The organism is Sphingomonas sp. GC_Shp_5 (genome assembly GCF_026540855.1).
Classification (GTDB): domain Bacteria; phylum Pseudomonadota; class Alphaproteobacteria; order Sphingomonadales; family Sphingomonadaceae; genus Sphingomonas.
Window position 1 is genome coordinate 337,433 of record NZ_JALNUP010000001.1, and the last position, 17,936, is coordinate 355,368.

A 17,936-nucleotide genomic window follows, 5' to 3' on the forward strand; every position below is an offset into this window, starting at 1 on the left:
CGCTGGGATGACCCTTGTGGCGGCACCGGCGCCCTCGGCTTACTTCGCCAGCCACGCCTGCACCGCCGGCCGTAGCCGGTCCGCGGTCGCCTTGCGCACCGCGATCTGCGACAGCGCGCGCTTGGCGCCGCCGCGCGACGAGGCAGGCAGATATTTGTCGGCAAAGGCGGTGATCTTGCCGGGCATGGCGGGATCGTTCGAGCCGGCGCCGAGGCCGACGATATAGCCCGGGCGCGAGCTTTCCTCGATGAAGCCCTCCGCCAGCGTGCGGTTGGCGACCGCCCAGTCGAAGGCGAGATCCGGGTGCGAGCCGGCGACTGCGCGCAGCAGCGCGGCCTTTTGCGGTGCGGTGATGCTGTCGGTCTTGAGCAATGCCAGTGCGCGGCCGGCGGTGGCGTCGTCGCGCGCGGCGCCGAGCAGCGACACGAAGCGGTTCTTGGCGACCGGGCTGGTCTCCGCCTGGGTGAGTTTCAGTAACTGATCCCATTCCGCTGGCGTCGCATTGGCGGCGAAGGTGGAGAGGATCGGCGCGCGAATGGTCGGCGGGATCGCGGTGGGATCGGTGGCGAGCCGCGCGACGTAACGACGGGCGAGCGTTATCACCTCGGGGTTGCCATCGCTGCCAAGCCGGCCGAGCAACTCTTCGCGCAGGTTGGTGACCAACGGCGATTCGCCCGGGGTCGCTTCCATGCCGATGCGGCGCAGCACCGGCCCGAGCAGCGCCGCGGTGCGCTGGCGCAGCGGGGTCTCAAGCGGGGTGTGGCGATAGAGGCCCCCGAGCGAGCCGAGATCGCCGGTGACGGTGGACCATTCGAGCGGATCGGCGGTGGCGCCGATCTGCGCGACCAGCGCGAAGTAGCGCGACAGATCCTGGTAACCGCCCGCGGCCAGCGCATAATCGTCGCCGAGCGTGCCGAGCCGGTCGGGCAGCGTCAGCCGCGTGTAATCACGGACCAGCGCCTGGTGGCCGGCCTCGTCATACATGACGCGGGTGTAGCTGCCCTTGCCGCGGTTGAGCACGATCGTGCCGCAGCCCTGGACTGTGACGCTGGTGGTGGGACCGGTGACCACGCTGCGCGTCTCGCCGCCGCCGAGGGTGGCGACCACCATCGGCACGTGCCAGGTTTGCGGCGTCTTGGATGCAGCATCGAGCCCGAACCGGCCCTGTGCCAGCGTCGCCACGGTGCTGCCGTTGGCGCAGCGGGTGCCAGTCAGCGTCACCAGCGGCACGCCGCCCTGCAGGGTGAAATCGTGCGCGATCGTCTCCACCGGGGTGCCGGCCGCGGCCGACAGCTCGGCCCAGAGCTGGTCGGTGACGGTGTTGCCGTATTTGTACTTGGCCATGTAGTGGCGGATGCCGGTGCGGAAGGTGTCCGGGCCGAGCGTCGATTCCATCATGCCGATCACGGCCTGGCCCTTGGCATAGGTGATGCCGTCGAACGCCTCGCCGATCTGGTCCACCGTCTCGATCTTGCGGATGATCGGGTGGGTGGCGCTGGTCGCGTCGATCCCCATCGCCTGCTCGCGCTCGCTCGCCACCGCGGCGGCGTCCGCCTTCCAGGTCGGGTTGAGATCGTTGGACGAGCGGCCCTCCATCCACGAGGCGAAACCCTCGTTGAGCCACAGATCGTCCCACCAGTTCATCGTGACCAGATCGCCGAACCACTGGTGCGCCATCTCATGCGCGACGACGGTGAAGATCCGCTGGCGGCCGCTCTCGGTGGTGCGCTTGGGATCGAACAGCAGCTCGTTCTCGAAATAGAAGATCGCGCCCCAATTCTCCATCGCGCCGAAGAACTGGCTCGAGCCCGGGCCGGCGATCATGTCCATCTTGGGCAACGGATAAGGCGTGCCGAAGTAATCGTTGTAATAGCTTAGCAGCCGCTTGGCCTGGGCAAGCGCGTAATCGCCCTGGTCGGACACGCCGCGGCGGGTGATCACGCCGATCTCGACCTTGCCGGTCTGCACCGTCTTGCGCTCGAGATCGCCCATGCCGAGGTAGAGCAGGTAGCTCGACATCACCGGGGTCTCGGCAAAGCTGTAGAGCTGGCTACCATCGGCCTGGCGAGTGATCGAGGTCGACGGCATGTTGGAGAAGGCGAGCTGGCCGGCGGGCGCCACGGTCTTGAGGCGGAACTTGGCCTTGAACGCCGGCTCGTCCCACATCGGCGCGAAACGGCGCGCATCGGGTGCCTCGAACTGGGTGGCGAGCATCCGCGCCTTGGAGCCGTCGCCATTTGTATAGTCGATCGCGAACAGGCCGGCGGCGGACTGGTTGATCGTGCCGGTCCAGGCGAAGGCGACCTGGTGGCGGCCGACGCTCGCCGCGGCGGGCAGCGTCAGGGTGAGCAGCTGGTGCTCCTTGTCGAGCTGGGTCTTGACCGGCGTGCCGTCGAGCGTCGCCTTGGTGATCACGAGATCGGCGGCGTTGAGCGTGATGGTGCGGGTCGCCTGTTTGACGTCGATCGTCACCGTCTCGGTGCCCGAGAAGGTCATCGCCTTGGCATCGGGGGTGACGGCGATGTCGTAGAGCACCGGCGCCACATTGGTCGGCAGGCTGCCGGCGGCGAGCGCGGGCGCGGATACGGTGAGGGCAAGAACGGCGGCAACGGCAAGCTTCATGGGGGCGGCGCTCCAAGTGAGATTGGGTCAGCCCTTACGCCATTGATCGCCAGCCGCAACCGCGGCTTGCTGGACAGGCGGGCGGGTTGCGCTAGGAAATGCCACCATGAGGATGCCACCGATATTCAACCGCCTGCGGCTGCCCGTGATCGGCTCGCCGCTGTTCATCATTTCCGGCCCCGAGCTGGTTATCGCGCAGTGCAAGGCGGGGATCGTCGGCTCGTTTCCCGCGCTCAACGCGCGGCCGCAGAGCCTGCTCGACGAATGGCTGCACCGCATCACCGAGGAACTGGCGGCGCACAACCGCGATCACCCGGACGCGCCGGCGGCGCCGTTCGCGGTCAACCAGATCGTCCACAAGTCCAACGACCGGCTCGAGGCGGACCTTGCCACCTGCGCCAAATGGCAGGTGCCGATCGTGATCACCTCATTGGGGGCGCGCGAGGATCTCAACACCGCGGTCCATGGCTGGGGCGGGATCACGCTCCACGACGTGATCGACGACCGCTTCGCGCGCAAGGCGATCGAGAAAGGCGCCGACGGGCTGATCGCGGTGGCCGCGGGGGCCGGTGGCCATGCCGGGCGGCTGTCGCCGTTCGCGATCGTCCAGGAGATCCGGCAGTGGTTCGCCGGCCCGCTGGCGCTGTCGGGCGCGATCGCGACCGGCGATGCGGTGCTCGCGGCGCAGGCGATGGGCGCGGACTTCGCCTATATCGGCTCGCCGTTCATCGCCACCGCCGAGGCCAATGCCACCGCTGAGTACAAGGACGGGATCGTTGCCGGCAAGGCCGCCGACATCGTCTATTCGAACCTGTTCACCGGGGTGCACGGCAATTACCTGCGCGCCTCGATCGTCGCGGCGGGCCTCGACCCGGACGCGCTGCCCGAGGGCGATCTCAAGACGATGAACTTCGGCGCCGGCGGCAATGACGGCAGCAAGGCCAAGGCGTGGCGCGACATCTGGGGGTCGGGCCAGGGCATCGGCGCAGTCGACCGGGTCGAGAGCGTCGCCGAGCGGGTCGAGCGGCTGGCGGCGCAATATGCCGCGGCGAGGGCGCGGCTGGCCGTCTAACGCCGGCCTGGTGCGAGGCGATCAGACGCGTGGGCGATGCGATCGCGAAGCTGGTGGACCGGGCTTAGTGCCACGCCCGCAGGCATGCCCTGGGCCGCATCGAGCAGGCTGACGCGGCGGTGGAGATCGGCGCTGGAAGCGACCAGCAGCGCTGCGCGGGGCGGCAGGCCGCGGAGCAGCTCGCTGTCGACCAGCGGCGACACGCCGAGACGGCGCGAGGGATCGAGCGCGGCGCCCGCGGTGAGCTCGCCGGCATCGATCGCGCGCTGGGTGAGCAGCCAGGCGATGACGTGCATCAGCCGCGTCGTCACCTTGAGCGATTCGCAGGAGAAGCCGACGCGGATCAGCGGGTCGAGCGTCTCGCGCTCGGCACGGCCGGCCTCGTCGAAATAGCCGCGCGCTTCGTCGGCGAGCAGCATCGCCTCGGTATACAGGGAATCGATCAGGCGGCGGTGGAGCCGCGAATCGCTGCTGCCGGTCATGACCGCGACGGTGACACAGCCGGCTGCGGCTGCCCAGAGGGACCGCGGGGCCGCCGCACGGTCATGCGATGATGTCCGGGATCAACTGATCCTCAAGCGTGGCAATCTCGTCGCGCAGCCGCAGCTTGCGCTTCTTGAACCGCGCGAGCTGCAACTGATCGGGGCTGCCGGAGAGCGCGAGCGCGCCGATCGCCGAATCGAGATCGCGATGCTCCACCCTCAGCCGTTCGAGCGCCATCATGATCTGCGCTTCGTCCACCAGCATCCCCCGTCGGCCCCATCCGCTCCCCGCTCCTAGCCAGCTTCGCGGCCGTCACCAAGCGCTATGCCGATCATCGCAAAAACAGCTACGGTTGGTCGCGGTAAACCATCTTTGCTGACGACTTTTGCGCGCTTCGTTGGTTTACTCAGTCCCCCAACCGAATGCATCAGGAGGTACACCACCATGCAGACGACGCATCAGCAGGCCCTGGAAACCAAGCACGCGACGCTCGATCGCCGCATCGCCGACGAGGTCCACCGCCCGATGCCCGACGCGACCATCCTGACCGGTCTCAAGCGCCAGAAGCTCAAGCTCAAGGAAGAGCTGAGCGGCCTTTAAGCCCTGGCGGAGCCCCTCCCGATCGCGGAGGGGCTTTACCCTTTGCGCCGTGCTGGATGCCCAGCCGTCGCGCGCCGCTTCTTCAACACAGCTGCCGCGATCAGCTGACCACCGGCGACAGACCCTGACCCGCGTTCAGGATGACGGCGCATGGCACCGCCGAGCCGCCTTTGACCTAGCGGCCGATCGGTTTGGCATAGTCCGGCGTCGTGGTGCCGGCCCCCACCGGCTTGCGCGCCTTCTTGGGGTCGATCGGCGTATCGAGCGCGATGCCGATGCGGCCTTCGGTGCACCAGGCGATCTTGCCACTGACCTCGCCGATGCCTCGTACCTCGAGCATCACCGGCGTGCCGGCATCCGCCACCCGCGTGCATTCGGCCATCAGCCCGCCTTCCGACAGGTTGCGCACGCGCACGTCGCGTCCCTCCTGCTCGTCGGCGAAGCGCAGCCGCGCCATCAGGAACAGGCTGTCGCGCCCCCGCGATCGCTGGCTCGCGCCGCGCGTGCCGCCCTCGGCGGGTACGGGATCGCGGCTGAAGCTGTCCATGCGTCAATGTCTCGCGTTGCAAGCTGAAGGAGAGCGCTTCGCGTAACCGCAAAGCCTCGCCAAACCCTTAAACCAACCAAGCCCTTAACCCAAGCAGGGGCGTCCAGCCAAGCATCGCCGTGCGGCGCCGCTCAATCCTCGCGCGACACCTTCTCGTTGCGCTCGTGACGCTCCTGCGCCTCGACGGTCATGGTCGCGATCGGCCGGGCTTCGAGGCGACCGAGGCTGATCGGCTCGCCGGTCACCTCGCAATAGCCATATTCGCCCTCGTCGATGCGGCGGATCGCCGCATCGATCTTGGACACCAGCTTACGCTGACGATCGCGGGTGCGCAGCTCGATCGACCAATCGGTCTCGCTCGACGCGCGATCGGTGAGATCGGCCTCGCGCAGCGAATCGATCTGCAGCTGGCTGAGCGTGCCTGCTGCGTCGAGCAGGATCGCATCCTTCCAGCGCAGCAGCTTGGTGCGGAAATAGGCCTGCTGGCGAAGGCTCATGAACGGCTCCTCCGCGGAAGGCCGATAGCCCGTGGCGGCGTCATTGGCCGCAAAAGACGTGAACGTCGTGTCAGGTACGCGATTAATTACCGTTGCCATACCACTCTCCCTTCGGCCCCATAGTGCCTCGGGGCCGCCCCCAAAATGGTGTGAGCGCCTATAATCATGCTTATTCGAAACGACAAGCGATCAGACCTGTGCTTTTTTCGCGAACCGCGAACGTTTGTTGCGAGCTGTGGCTTTACGGCACGTGTGCGATCATTTGCGCCCTGCGTGGACCAAACGGTTAATAGCTCGGTCCACTTCTGTCCCATCATGACACGTTAACTGCGCGGTGACTGAAGGCATGGTGAGAAAAGCGGACGCTTCGGCCGGTATCACGGTTAATGGTCTTGCGCTTAATCGTTTGTTTTGCACTTGGTGGCATAGCAAGATCTCGCGTGGCTCCGGTCGAAACATCGACGGGGGGAGCGCCAGCAGCGAAAGAGAGACAGCATGTCTGTGAGGATGGCCCTGGCTAAATTGTGCGCCTGCGCGTGCGGCGGCGCCCTCATCGGTGGCGGTGCGGTGCATGTCGCCGAGCGACCCAGCCGCCCGATCATGACCAAGCAGATCAAGAAGCGGGTGGTCCAACGCAAGGTGGCGGCAGTCCATCGCGGCGGGGTGAAGCGGCGAGTCGTGACGACCACGACCACGACCTGCGCGCCCTCGGTGATCACCGTCGCCAGCCAGGCGGCACCCGTGCCCCTTCCCGCGGCAGAAGGCTTCGTCAGTGGCGGTGGCGGCGGCGTGCCGGTGGTGGTCGGCGGCAGCGGCGGCTTTGGTGGCGGGTTCGGCGGCGGCTTCGGCGGCGGATTCTTCGGCGGCGGCAGCTCGGGGTCTAGCGGCAGCATCGTTATCTCGTCGACCAGCAGCGGCGGCTCCACGTCGACCTCGAATGGTGGGTCGTCGACCTCCAACGGGGGATCGTCCACCTCGACGTCCAATGGCGGGTCTTCGACGTCGACCTCGAACGGCGGGTCTTCGACCTCGACGTCCAACGGCGGCTCGTCGACCTCGTCGAGCACCAGCGGCTCGACCTCAACATCGACGTCGACCAGCACCAGCGGATCGTCGTCCAACTCCTCGTCGACCAGTTCGTCGAGCTATGGTTCAAGCAGCAAGGGCTGGAGCACCAGCGGCGGCTGGTCGTCGAATGGCGGCTGGACCTCGAGCGGCCATCATGGTGGCCCGCCCCCCGGCCCGCCCGGTTCGCCGGAAGGCCCACCCGCACCAGTGCCGGCGCCGCCGATGGTGCTGCTGTTCGGTGCCGCTGCGGCCGCGCTGGTGGCACGCAAGCGGTTCGCGAAGCCGGCGGCGGCCTGACCGCCGCCGTTCCACGGTCCCGATCCCGTCGCCCCGGCCGCGTGCCGGGGTGACGGCGGTGATCAGGCGGCGGCAAGCGCCTTCTCGATCTCATCGACCGGATGGCCGGTGAGATCCTTGGCGAGCTCGCCGGCGAGTCGGTCGCTGACTTCCTTGTGATAATGCTTGCGCAGCTCGCCCAGCGTCTTGGGCGGGGCGACGATGATCAGCGTCTCGAACTCATGGGCGAGCGCGCGGCGCTTGAGCATCGCCGCGGTCTCGGCGGCGAAGCGATCCTCCTCCTGCTGGTGGAAGTCGGTCTCGCCGAGCGAGCCGCCGCCCGAGGCGAACTGGCCACCGCGGAGCGATGATGCCGAGCCGGCGGCGTCGGTCTTCTGATCGCGATCGGCGGCATCTGCCTGTTCCTCGGCGAGCTCGACCTTGAGATTAGGATAATCGGCATCGCCCTCGTTGCGGAAGAACAGCATCTTGCGGCCATCGGCCACCAGCACGAACGCATTGTGCGGTACCTGCATCGTCGGTCTCCTGATCGTTATCGGTCCAGGGGGTTAACGCGGGGTGCCGCTGCTGGTTGCCGGCTTGCGCCGGGTTGCCGGCGCCGCCATAGCCCGGCGATGCACGATATCCGCGCCCTCCGCGACGATCCCGCCGCCTTCGATGCCGCCCTCGCCCGGCGTGGCGCCGCCCCTCAGGCGGAGGCGCTGCTCGCCATCGACGACCGTCGCCGCGCGACCATCCTCGCCGCACAGGAAGCACAGGCGCGGCGCAACGAGCTGTCGAAGAGCATCGGCCAGGCGAAGGCGGCGAAGGACGAGGCGCGCGCGCAGGCGCTGATGGCCGAGGTTGCGGCGCTCAAAGAGGCGCTCCCGGGGCTCGAAACCGAGGAAAAGAACGCGGGCGAGGCGCTCGATGCGGCGCTGGCGGCGCTGCCCAACCGCCCCGCTGCGAACGTGCCCGAGGGCGCCGACGAGCATGACAATGTGCTGGTGGGCGAGCACGGCACCCCGACCGCGCTCGGCTTTGCGGCACGCGAGCACGATCTGATCGGCCCGGCGCTGGGGCTCGATTTCGAGACCGGCGCGGCGATCGCCGGCGCCCGCTTCACGCTGGTGCGCGGCCCCGCGGCGCGGCTCCAGCGCGCACTCGGCCAGTTCATGCTCGATTCGCTGACCCGCGAGCATGGCTATGAGGAGGTCGCGCCGCCGCTGATGGTGCGCGACGAGGCAATGTTCGGCACCGGGCAGTTGCCCAAGTTCGCCGAGGATCTGTTCCGCACCACCGACGGCCGCTGGCTGATCCCGACCGCCGAGGTGTCGCTGACCAACATCGTCCGTGAGAAGATCCTCAAGGAAGGCGAGCTGCCGCTGCGCTTCGCCGCGCTCACCCCCTGCTTCCGCTCCGAGGCAGGCGCTGCCGGGCGCGATACCCGCGGCTACATCCGCCAGCACCAGTTCGACAAGGTCGAGATGGTGTCGATCGTCACCCCCGAGGCCTCGGACGCCGAGCATGAGCGGATGACGCGCTGCGCGGAAGGGCTGCTCGAGGCGCTCGAGCTGCCCTATCGGCGGATGCTGCTGTGCGCGGGCGACATGGGCTTCGCCGCGGCGCGGACCTATGATCTCGAGGTGTGGCTGCCGGGCCAGGCGCGCTATCGCGAGATCTCGAGCTGCTCCACCTGCACCGACTTCCAGGCGCGGCGGATGAACACCCGCTATCGGCCCGAGGGCGAGAAGGCGACGCGCTTCGTCCATACGCTTAACGGCTCGGGACTGGCGGTGGGCCGCACGCTGGTGGCGGTGCTGGAGAATTACCAGCAGGAGGACGGATCGGTGGCGGTGCCCCGCGCGCTGCAGCCCTATCTCGGCGGGCTCGCCCGGCTCGATCCCAGCCGGTAAGACGGCGGCGATGCGGCGGCTGGCGGCAACCACAGGGCTGATGGCGGCGACGCTGGCCGGGTGTATCCCGAGCGTCGATGCGCCCGGCACCGCGACGCCGCCGCCGCCGTCCTATGAGGCGCGTCCCGACCAGCCGCCGCGGGCGTCCCCGCCACCGCGCTGGCGCCGGCCGCTCGACGAGCAGCGGCCCCCGCCGCGCGAGCAGGGCCGCCCGCGTGCCGATGCCGACGTGTCGATGCCCGCCACCGCGAGGCCAGCATGGGAAGCGCGCCCGGTGGCGCCGGATGCGCGGGCGGTTTCGGCCGGAAGCTATGTCGTCCAGCCAGGCGATTCGCTGGGGCGGATTGCGGACCGGACCGGCGCGGCGGCGGAGGCGATCGCGCGCGCCAACGGGTTGCCGGCGCCGTACACGGTCAAGCTCGGCCAGCGGCTGACGATCCCCGCCGGCCGCTATCATCTCGTCCGCCAGGGCGAGAGCGGCATCGCCATCGCCCGCGCCTATGGCGTCGAATGGTCGCGGATCGTCGCCGCCAACCAGCTCGCTGAACCCTATGTGCTGCGGGCCGGGCAGCGCGTGCTGATCCCCGGCGACAACGCCGCCGCGCCGAGCCGTGCCGAGCGCGCCGCCGCCTTCACGCTCGACATCGACGACATCATCACCGGCGGCGAACCGGCGCCGGCACCACGCCAGGCCCCCGCCAGGCGGGTGACGACGCCGCGCCGGGTGCTGCCCCCGACCGCGGTGGTCGCGGCTCCGGCGCGGCTGCCCGGCGGCGCCTTCCTGTGGCCGGTCGACGGCGAGGTGGTGCGGCGGTTCGGCCCCGGGCGCAGCGGCGAGCGCAACGACGGGATCAAGATCGCCATTGCAGCTGGCTCCCCGATCCACGCCACCCAGGATGGCGTGGTCGCCTATGCCGGTACGGGGATCGCGGCGCTTGGCGGGCTGATCATCATCAAGCATGGCGGCGGCTGGACCAGCGTCTACGGCCATGCCTCGAAACTGCTGGTCCAGCGCGGGCAGAGCGTGAAGCGTGGCCAGACGATCGGCCTGTCGGGCGACACCGGATCGGCGGACCGGCCCGAGGTGCATTTCGAATTGCGCCGCGGGCGCACGCCGGTGGACCCGCAGACGGTGCTGGCGCGGCGATAGGCGGTCCTACCCGGAGCACGTCCGGGGTGACGGTCTCCATGCGGCGGTGTAAGGCGCGGCCATCATGACCGATTACCAGTCCGACCTGCTCCGCACCCTCGCCACGCGCGGCTATATCCACCAGGTGACCGATGCCGCGGCGCTCGATGCGCTCGCCGCGCGCCAGGTGGTGCCGGGCTATATCGGCTTCGATCCGACCGCGCCGTCGCTCCACGTCGGCAGCCTCGTCCAGATCATGCTGCTGCGCCGGCTCCAGCAGGCCGGCCACAAGCCGATCGTGCTGATGGGCGGCGGCACCGGCAAGATCGGCGACCCCTCGTTCAAGGACGAGGCGCGCAAGCTGCTCGGCGAGGACGGGATCAAGGCCAATGTCGCCTCGATCAAGCGCATCTTCGAGCGCTTCCTCACCTTCGCGCCTGAGGGCGAGATGGGCGGCCCCACCGACGCGGTGATGCTCGACAATGCCGAATGGCTCGACGCGCTCGAATATATCCCGTTCCTGCGCGACGTCGGCCAGCATTTCTCGGTCAACCGCATGCTGAGCTTCGATTCGGTCAAGCTCAGGCTCGATCGCGAGCAGTCGCTCTCCTTCCTCGAATTCAACTACATGATCCTCCAGGCCTATGACTTCCTGGAGCTGTCGCGCCGCGCCGGCTGCCGCCTGCAGATGGGCGGATCGGACCAATGGGGCAATATCGTCAACGGCATCGAGCTTGCCCGGCGGATGGACCAGACCGAGGTCTATGGCGTCACCACGCCGCTGATCACCACCGCCGACGGCGCCAAGATGGGCAAGACCATGGCCGGCGCGGTGTGGCTGCACGAAGACCAGCTGCCGCACTTCGATTACTGGCAGTTCTGGCGCAACACCGACGATCGCGACGTCGGTCGCTTCCTGCGCCTGTTCACCGACCTGCCGCTCGGCGAGATCGCACGGCTGGAGGCGCTGGAGGGCGCCGGGATCAACGAGGCCAAGAAGATCCTCGCCAATGAGGCAACGGCGATGTGCCGCGGCCGCGATGCGGCAAGCCAGGCAGCGGAGACGGCGCGGCGGACCTTCGAGGAAGGCAGCGCCGGTGATTCGCTGCCGAGCTTTGCGGTTGCCGGCGGCACCATCGGCATCGTCGAGGCGCTGATCGGGCTGGGCTTCTGCGCGTCGCGCGGCGAGGCGCGACGGCTGATCGCGGGCGGCGGCGCACGGGTGGACGGCGAGAAGGTCAGCGACGAGGCAGCGACGATCGCGGTGGCGGCGAGCCCTGTGCGGATATCCGCCGGCAAGAAGCATCACGGCTTGCTCGTCGGAGCGTAAGCCTCTGTAAACCAGATGGATGTACCAGCAGACTCGACGGCCTTCCGACGACGGGCCGAAGGAGTGCAGCGTGTCCAGTGGCGTGTTGAACGAGTTCAGCGAAGTCCGCGCAGAGCCGCGCGATGAAGTTCATTACCGCACCCGAGCCCTCCGCGCCGATCGGCGATCGCTGCCGGTGACGGTGGTCAACCTGTCCGCCAACGGGCTGATGATCCGCAGCGACACGGACATCGCGGTCGGCGAGACGATCAAGGTGCAGTTGCCGGTCGCCGGCCAGATGGACGCCGTGGTGCGCTGGGCACTCGGCGGGCGGGCGGGCTGCCAGCTTTCGCGCGCGATCCCGCCTGCCTTGTACCATAGCGTGTTGGCGCTGATGCGCGGCTAGCCCGTCCCTCACCGGCTCGACCATCAGCCAGAGCGCAGCAGCGCCACCCCGGCGTCGCGCTCGAACAGATAGAGCGCGGTGCGGGCCGCCTGGCCCCTTGGCCCTTCGAGCCCGCCATCGCGATCGATCAGCAGCCGGGCATCGTCCTGCGCGCATTGCAGCAGATCGGCGAGCATCTCGGGCGTCGCCAGCCGGAAGGCGAGATCGCCCGACTGGCGGGTGCCGAGCATGTCGCCAGCGCCGCGCAGCCTGAGATCCTCCTCGGCAATGCGGAAGCCGTCGTTGCTCTCGCGCATCAGGGCGAGGCGCGCGCGCGAGGTTTCGCTGAGCGCGTTGCCGCGCAGCAGCAGGCAGCGCGACAGCCCCCCGCCGCGGCCGACCCGGCCGCGCAGCTGGTGAAGCTGGGCGAGGCCGAACCGGTCGGCATGCTCGATCACGATCAGCGTCGCATTGGGGACGTCGACCCCGACCTCGATCACCGTGGTGGCGACTAGCACGCTCAGCCGGTTGCCCGCGAACGCCTCCATCACCGCGTCCTTCTCGGCGGGCTTCATCCGGCCATGGACGACGCCGATGCGGTCACCAAACCGCTGCTGGAGCATCTCGGCACGCATTTCGGCGGCGGCCAGGTCGCTCTTCTCGCTCTCCTCGACCAAGGGGCACACCCAATAGGCCTGGCCGCCATCGGCCATGTGGCGGCCGATCGCGTTGATCACCTCGTCGAGCCGCTCCTCGGAGACGACGCGGGTCTCGATCGGCTCGCGACCGGGGGGCATCTCGTCAAGCCGGCTGACGTCCATCTCGCCATATTGAGCCAGCGTCAGCGTGCGCGGGATCGGCGTCGCCGTCATCGCCAGCAGGTGCGGCGGGGTCTTGCCCTTGGCCTGCAGCTCCATCCGCTGGGCGACGCCGAAGCGGTGCTGCTCGTCGACCACCACCAGGCCCAGGTCCTTGTAGCCGACCGCCTCCTGGAAGATCGCGTGGGTGCCGACGAGGATGTCGATCTCGCCCGCGGCCAGCCCCATCAGCGTCGCCTCGCGCACCCGGCCCTTGTCGCGCCCGGTGAGCACGCCGATCGTGATCGGCAGACCGGCGAGCTGCTTGCGCAGCGTCTCGTAATGCTGGCGGGCGAGGATCTCGGTGGGGGCGAGCATCGCCGCCTGGGCGCCGGCCTCGACTGCGATCAGCATCGCCATCGCCGCGACCAGCGTCTTGCCCGAGCCGACGTCACCCTGGAGCAAGCGGAGCATCGGCGCGGTCTGGGCCAGGTCGCCCTCGATCTCGCGCACCGTGCGGGCCTGAGCGCCGGTGAGCTGGTACGGCAGGCGGAGCAGGTCGCGCAGCCGCCCGTCGCCGGCGAGCGCCCTGCCCCGTCGCTTTCGGGTGTCGGCGCGAACCAGGGTCATCGCCAGCTGGTTGGCGAACACCTCGTCATAGGCGAGCCGCTCATGCGCGAGCTTGTCGGCGGGATCGGCGTGGAAACGGGCGAGCGCGTCGCGCCAGTCCGGCCAGCCGCGCTGGCTCTTGAGGCTTGGTTCGATCCATTCGCCCAGCACGGGCGCGCGATCGACCGATTGCGTCGCCAGCGCCCCGAGCCGGCGCGAGGTGAGCCCTTCCGACAGCGGATAGATCGGCTCGCGCTCGCGAAACTCCTCGCCCGGGTCGCCGAGATCCGGATGGATGATCTGCAACGTCTCGCCATATTGCTCGAGCTTGCCCGAGACGCGGCGCGGCTCGCCGACCGGCAGCAGCTTCTTCACCCAGCCCGACGACCCGCCGAAATAGACCAGGCTGACGGTGTTGCCCTTGGCATCGCTAGCGGTGACCCGGGTCGGGCCGCGGCCGCTGCTGACGCGGTAATCGGTGGGCGTCAGGGTGATGGCGATGATCCGTCCGACGTCGCTTGCGTCGAGTTCCTCGCGCGGCCACCGATCGACCCAGCCGGTCGGCAGATGGAAGGCGACGTCGACCACGCGTTTCAGTCCCAGCCGGTCGAGCGGCTTGGCGAGCGCGGGCCCGACCCCCTTGAGGGCGGTAACTTCGGCGAACAGCGGATTGAGGATGTCGGGGCGCATGACTACATGACGCGACTACCCAGCCCTCACCGGTCATGCCAGCGAAAGCTCGCGTCTCGGCTCAAGACGGATTGTTGATGGACCACGCTACCCGCCTCAAGCGCCTCAAGTTCCGGGCCTGGCACCGCGGCACCAAGGAGGCCGATCTGATGATCGGCGGCTTCTTCGACATGCATGGCACCCGGTGGACGCCGGCGGAGCTCGACTGGTTCGAGGCGCTGCTCGAGGAGCAGGACGTCGACATCATGGGCTGGGCGATCGGCTCGATGCCCACCCCGCCGGCCTGGGAAGGGCCGATGATGACCAGCATGCGATCGATCAGCTACGTGCCCGTCGCCGAATAGACCCTGCCCTTACCTCGCCGCGCAGGCGGGACCCGCGGCGGCTGCCGGTGCCGCCCATCACCCTGAGCTCCTGCCGATGCGGGAGCACGACGCCGAAAGCCCGCTTTGCCTGACCTGAAGACGATCCTCACCGCCAAGGCTCCGCTGACCCTGTCGGGTGTGCCGACGGGATTCCAGCCGTCGCTGCTCGCCGATCTCGCGCGGGCCGCCGCCCACTCGGGAAAGGGCGGCCGGGCCGTGTTCATCGTGCCCGACGATGCGGCGATGCGCGCGGTGGCGGCGACCGCAGCGTTCTTCGCGCCTGAGATCGAGGTGATCAGCTTCCCGGCGTGGGATTGCCTGCCGTATGACCGCGCCTCGCCGACGCTGCGGATCATGGCCGAGCGGATCGCGGCGCTCTACCAGTTCCAGAAGAAGGCCAAGGCGCCGCAGCTGGTCCTGACCACCGCCAATGCCGCCACCCAGCGGGTGCTGACGCCGTTCCGGATCCGCCAGCTGGTGGCGACGCTGGAGCCCGGCGCAAGGATCGATCGCGACGATCTCGCCCGGCTGCTCCAGGCCAATGGCTATGTGCGCACCGAGACGGTGCACGACCAGGGCGAATATGCGGTGCGCGGCGGCATCGTCGACCTGTTCCCGAGCGGCGAGGAACAGGCGCTGCGGCTCGATTTCTTCGGCGACGAGATCGAGACGGTGCGGACCTTCTCGCCCGAGGACCAGCGCACCACCGGGCGGGTCGACGGCTTCACCCTGCTGCCGGCGTCCGAGGCGTTGCTCGACGAGGAATCGATCAAGCGCTTTCGCACCCGCTATCGCGACAAGTTCGGCGCCACCGCGACCGGCGATCCGCTCTATCAGGCGATCAGCGACAGCCGACGGTTGGCGGGGATGGAGCATTGGCTGCCGCTGTTCGAGGACAAATTGTCGACGCTGTTCGACCATCTCGGGGCCGACGACGTGGTGGTGCGCGAATTCGGCGTCACCGGCGCGGTCGAGGGCCGCCTCGAGTCGATCGCGGATTATTATGAGAACCGCCAGCGAGCCGAGGCGGCGCAGCCCGGGAGCTATCGGCCGCTCGCGGCCAAATCCCTCTACCTCGACGACAAGGAATGGCAGGCGGCGATGGTCGCCGCGACCGCGCATCTGACCACGCCGTTCCACGAACCCGAAAGCGCGAGCGTGCTCGACTTCGGCGTCGATGGCGCACGCGATTTCGCGCCCGAGCGGGCAAGCGGGGTCAACATCTACGAGGCGGTGGTCGAGCATCTCGGCAAGCTGCGCAAGGGCGGCCGCAAGCCGATCCTGGCGAGCTATTCGGTCGGCGCGCGCGAGCGGCTCGGCAGTCTGCTGAAGGACCATGGCCTCAACGGCGCCAAGGCCGCCGACAGCTGGCAGCAGGCGCTCGGCATCGCCGATACCGCCAAGACCGCTGGCGTCGCGCTGGTGGTGCTGCCGCTCGACCATGGCTTCACCGCCCCCGACATTGCGGTGCTGACCGAGCAGGACATGCTCGGCGACCGGCTGGTGCGCCGCGCCAAGCGCAAGAAATCCGCCGATGCCTTCCTTGCCGAACTGGCGACGCTGACCCCGGGCGATCTCGTCGTCCACAGCGATCATGGCATCGGCAAGTATCTCGGCCTGACCTCGATTCCGGTCGGCAAGAGCCCACACGATTGCGTCGCGGTGGAATATGCCGGCGGCGACAAATTGTTCGTGCCGGTCGAGAACCTCGAAGTGCTCTCGCGCTACGGCTCGAGCGAGGAAGGCGCGAGCCTCGATCGCCTCGGTGGCGAGGCCTGGCAGCGCCGCAAGTCGAAGATGAAGGAGCGGATCCGCGAGATCGCGGGCGAGCTGATCAAGACCGCGGCGGAACGCGCGCTCCACCAGGGCGACGTGCTCGAGCCCGACGCGAGCGGCTATCCGAGCTTCGTCGACCGTTTCCCTTATGCCGAGACCGACGACCAGGATCGCGCGATCGAGGACGTGCTCGGCGACCTCGCCGCGGGCAAGCCGATGGACCGGCTGATCGTCGGTGACGTCGGCTTCGGCAAGACCGAGATCGCACTGCGCGCCGCCTTCGTCGCGGCGATGGCGGGCAAGCAGGTCGCCGTGGTGTGCCCGACGACACTGCTCGCGCGCCAGCATTTCAACAATTTCGCCGCGCGCTTCGAGGGCTTCCCGATGAAGATCGGGCGATTGTCGCGGCTGGTGACGGCAAGCGAGGCCAAGGCGACGCGCGACGGGCTCGCCGCAGGAACGGTCGACGTCGTCATCGGCACCCATGCGCTGCTCGCCAAGAACATCGATTTCAAGCGATTGGGGCTCGTCATCGTCGACGAGGAACAGCGGTTCGGCGTCACCCACAAGGAGCGGCTGAAAGCGCTGCGCGCCGACGTCCACATGCTCACCCTCACCGCGACGCCGATCCCGCGCACGCTGCAGATGGCGATGAGCGGGATTCGCGAGCTCTCGGTGATCCAGACCCCGCCGGTCGATCGCCTTGCGGTGCGCACCTATGTGATGCCCTGGGACCCGGTGGTGCTGCGCGAGGCGCTGCTGCGCGAACACTATCGCGGCGGCCAGAGCTTCTTCGTCACCCCGCGGCTGTCCGATCTTCCCGATATCGAGGAGTATCTGCGCAACGAGGTGCCCGAGATCCGCTACGTCGTCGCGCACGGGCAGATGAGCCCGACCGAAGTGGAAGAGCGGATGAGCGCCTTCTACGATAAGAAGTTCGAGGTGCTGGTCTCCACCACGATCATCGAATCGGGCATCGACATCGCGTCCGCCAACACCATGATCGTCAACCGCGCCGACCGCTTCGGCCTCGCCCAGCTTTACCAGCTGCGCGGGCGGGTCGGTCGCTCCAAGACGCGCGCCTATGCCTATCTGGTGACGCCGCCGGAGCGGATGATGACCGATACCGCCGAGAAGCGACTGAAGGTGCTCTCCGATCTCGACAGCCTCGGCGCCGGTTTCCAGCTCGCCAGCCACGATCTCGACATCCGCGGCGCGGGCAATCTGCTCGGCGACGAACAGTCCGGGCACATCAAGGAGGTGGGCTACGAGCTCTACCAGTCGATGCTCGAAGAGGCGATCATGGACGTCAAGGCGGGCGGGCTCGCCAGCGATCGCCCGCGCGACTTCAGCCCGCAGATCACCGTCGACGCACCGATCCTCATTCCCGAGGAATATGTCCCCGACCTCGACCTCCGGATGGGGCTGTACCGCCGCCTCAACGAGCTGGAGGAAAGCCGCGATATCGAATCGTTCGCCGCCGAGATGATCGATCGCTTCGGGCCACTGCCCGAGCCGACCGAGAATCTGATCCGGGTGATCGAGATCAAGCTCAACGCGCGGCGGGCCTGCATCGCCAAGATGGACGTCGGCCCGCGCGGCGTGCTGGTCGCGTTCCACGACGACACCCCGCCCAACGTGCCGGGGCTGCTCGCCTATGTCGACCGGCTCAACGGCGTCGCCAAGCTCAGGCCCGACAGCAAGCTGGTGCTCCAGCGCGCCTGGCCCGACGCCAAGTCGCGCCTGCACGGCGCGCTGCAATTGTCGAAGGGGCTGGCCAAGGCAGCGGGGTGAG

The 17,936-nt window shown here is 68.6% G+C and carries 16 protein-coding genes; 9 read left to right on the top strand and 7 right to left on the bottom strand.

Translation table 11 applies throughout. From position 1 onward, the window contains the following. Positions 1 to 39: 39 nt before the first annotated feature. A complete protein-coding gene (locus OXR60_RS01610; RefSeq protein WP_267393367.1) occupies positions 40 to 2,622 on the bottom strand; it encodes a M1 family metallopeptidase in 2,583 nt (860 codons plus the stop codon). 106 nt (positions 2,623 to 2,728) lie between these two features. Between OXR60_RS01610 and OXR60_RS01615 the strand changes: the two genes are divergently transcribed. After that, positions 2,729 to 3,694, top strand: a complete 966-nt coding sequence (locus OXR60_RS01615) for a nitronate monooxygenase family protein (RefSeq protein WP_267393369.1) — start codon at positions 2,729 to 2,731, stop codon at positions 3,692 to 3,694. On the opposite strand, the gene OXR60_RS01620 is transcribed toward OXR60_RS01615, so the two are convergent. Both OXR60_RS01620 and OXR60_RS01625 read right to left on the bottom strand, forming a co-directional pair. Continuing rightward, positions 3,691 to 4,176: a DUF1465 family protein gene (locus OXR60_RS01620; protein WP_267393370.1), complete on the bottom strand. Its 486-nt coding sequence runs from the start codon at positions 4,174 to 4,176 to the stop codon at positions 3,691 to 3,693. The genes OXR60_RS01615 and OXR60_RS01620 overlap by 4 nt on opposite strands. Positions 4,177 to 4,237: 61 nt before the next feature. Next, the gene (locus OXR60_RS01625; protein WP_267393372.1) at positions 4,238 to 4,441 is read right to left on the bottom strand and encodes a DUF465 domain-containing protein; all 204 of its coding nucleotides are present in this window, start codon (positions 4,439 to 4,441) and stop codon (positions 4,238 to 4,240) included. Between the two features lie 180 nt (positions 4,442 to 4,621). Between OXR60_RS01625 and OXR60_RS01630 the strand changes: the two genes are divergently transcribed. Beyond that, on the top strand, positions 4,622 to 4,777 hold the full coding sequence (locus tag OXR60_RS01630; RefSeq protein WP_267393373.1) for a DUF465 domain-containing protein: 156 nt from the start codon (positions 4,622 to 4,624) through the stop codon (positions 4,775 to 4,777). A 175-nt stretch (positions 4,778 to 4,952) separates the two neighbouring features. Here the strand turns inward: OXR60_RS01630 and OXR60_RS01635 are convergent, their stop codons facing one another. Both OXR60_RS01635 and dksA read right to left on the bottom strand, forming a co-directional pair. Further along, entirely contained in the window at positions 4,953 to 5,324 is a 372-nt protein-coding gene (locus tag OXR60_RS01635; protein ID WP_267393374.1) for a PilZ domain-containing protein, read from the bottom strand. Positions 5,325 to 5,455: 131 nt separating this feature from the next. Then, positions 5,456 to 5,920 carry an RNA polymerase-binding protein DksA gene (gene dksA, locus OXR60_RS01640; protein WP_267393375.1) on the bottom strand — a complete coding sequence of 155 codons (465 nt, stop codon included), beginning with the start codon at positions 5,918 to 5,920 and terminating at the stop codon, positions 5,456 to 5,458. A gap of 408 nt (positions 5,921 to 6,328) precedes the next feature. On the opposite strand from dksA, the gene OXR60_RS01645 reads away from it, so the two are divergent. Beyond that, positions 6,329 to 7,186, top strand: coding sequence for a hypothetical protein (locus tag OXR60_RS01645; protein ID WP_267393603.1), 858 nt, complete (start codon positions 6,329 to 6,331; stop codon positions 7,184 to 7,186). Positions 7,187 to 7,248: 62 nt separating this feature from the next. Here OXR60_RS01645 and OXR60_RS01650 read toward each other — a convergent pair whose 3' ends face one another. After that, positions 7,249 to 7,701 (bottom strand): host attachment family protein, encoded by a 453-nt coding sequence (locus OXR60_RS01650; protein WP_267393376.1) that lies wholly within the window; start codon positions 7,699 to 7,701, stop codon positions 7,249 to 7,251. 99 nt (positions 7,702 to 7,800) lie between these two features. Here OXR60_RS01650 and serS point away from each other — a divergent pair, with 99 nt between their 5' ends. The 4 genes from serS (at position 7,801) to OXR60_RS01670 (ending at position 11,925) form a co-directional block, all read left to right on the top strand. Beyond that, positions 7,801 to 9,081 (top strand): serine--tRNA ligase, encoded by a 1,281-nt coding sequence (gene serS, locus OXR60_RS01655; RefSeq protein ID WP_267393378.1) that lies wholly within the window; start codon positions 7,801 to 7,803, stop codon positions 9,079 to 9,081. 10 nt (positions 9,082 to 9,091) lie between these two features. Then, complete coding sequence (locus tag OXR60_RS01660; protein WP_267393379.1) at positions 9,092 to 10,231, top strand: M23 family metallopeptidase; 1,140 nt, start codon at positions 9,092 to 9,094, stop codon at positions 10,229 to 10,231. A 64-nt stretch (positions 10,232 to 10,295) separates the two neighbouring features. Beyond that, positions 10,296 to 11,540 (top strand): tyrosine--tRNA ligase, encoded by a 1,245-nt coding sequence (gene tyrS, locus OXR60_RS01665; protein ID WP_267393382.1) that lies wholly within the window; start codon positions 10,296 to 10,298, stop codon positions 11,538 to 11,540. 70 nt (positions 11,541 to 11,610) lie between these two features. After that, positions 11,611 to 11,925 (top strand): PilZ domain-containing protein, encoded by a 315-nt coding sequence (locus OXR60_RS01670; protein WP_267393384.1) that lies wholly within the window; start codon positions 11,611 to 11,613, stop codon positions 11,923 to 11,925. A gap of 23 nt (positions 11,926 to 11,948) precedes the next feature. On the opposite strand, the gene recG is transcribed toward OXR60_RS01670, so the two are convergent. Next, positions 11,949 to 14,000: an ATP-dependent DNA helicase RecG gene (gene recG / locus OXR60_RS01675; protein WP_267393386.1), complete on the bottom strand. Its 2,052-nt coding sequence runs from the start codon at positions 13,998 to 14,000 to the stop codon at positions 11,949 to 11,951. 77 nt (positions 14,001 to 14,077) lie between these two features. Between recG and OXR60_RS01680 the strand changes: the two genes are divergently transcribed. Further along, positions 14,078 to 14,344 (top strand): succinate dehydrogenase assembly factor 2, encoded by a 267-nt coding sequence (locus OXR60_RS01680; protein ID WP_267393388.1) that lies wholly within the window; start codon positions 14,078 to 14,080, stop codon positions 14,342 to 14,344. Between the two features lie 105 nt (positions 14,345 to 14,449). Continuing rightward, complete coding sequence (mfd, locus tag OXR60_RS01685; protein WP_267393389.1) at positions 14,450 to 17,935, top strand: transcription-repair coupling factor; 3,486 nt, start codon at positions 14,450 to 14,452, stop codon at positions 17,933 to 17,935. Position 17,936: the final 1 nt, after the last annotated feature.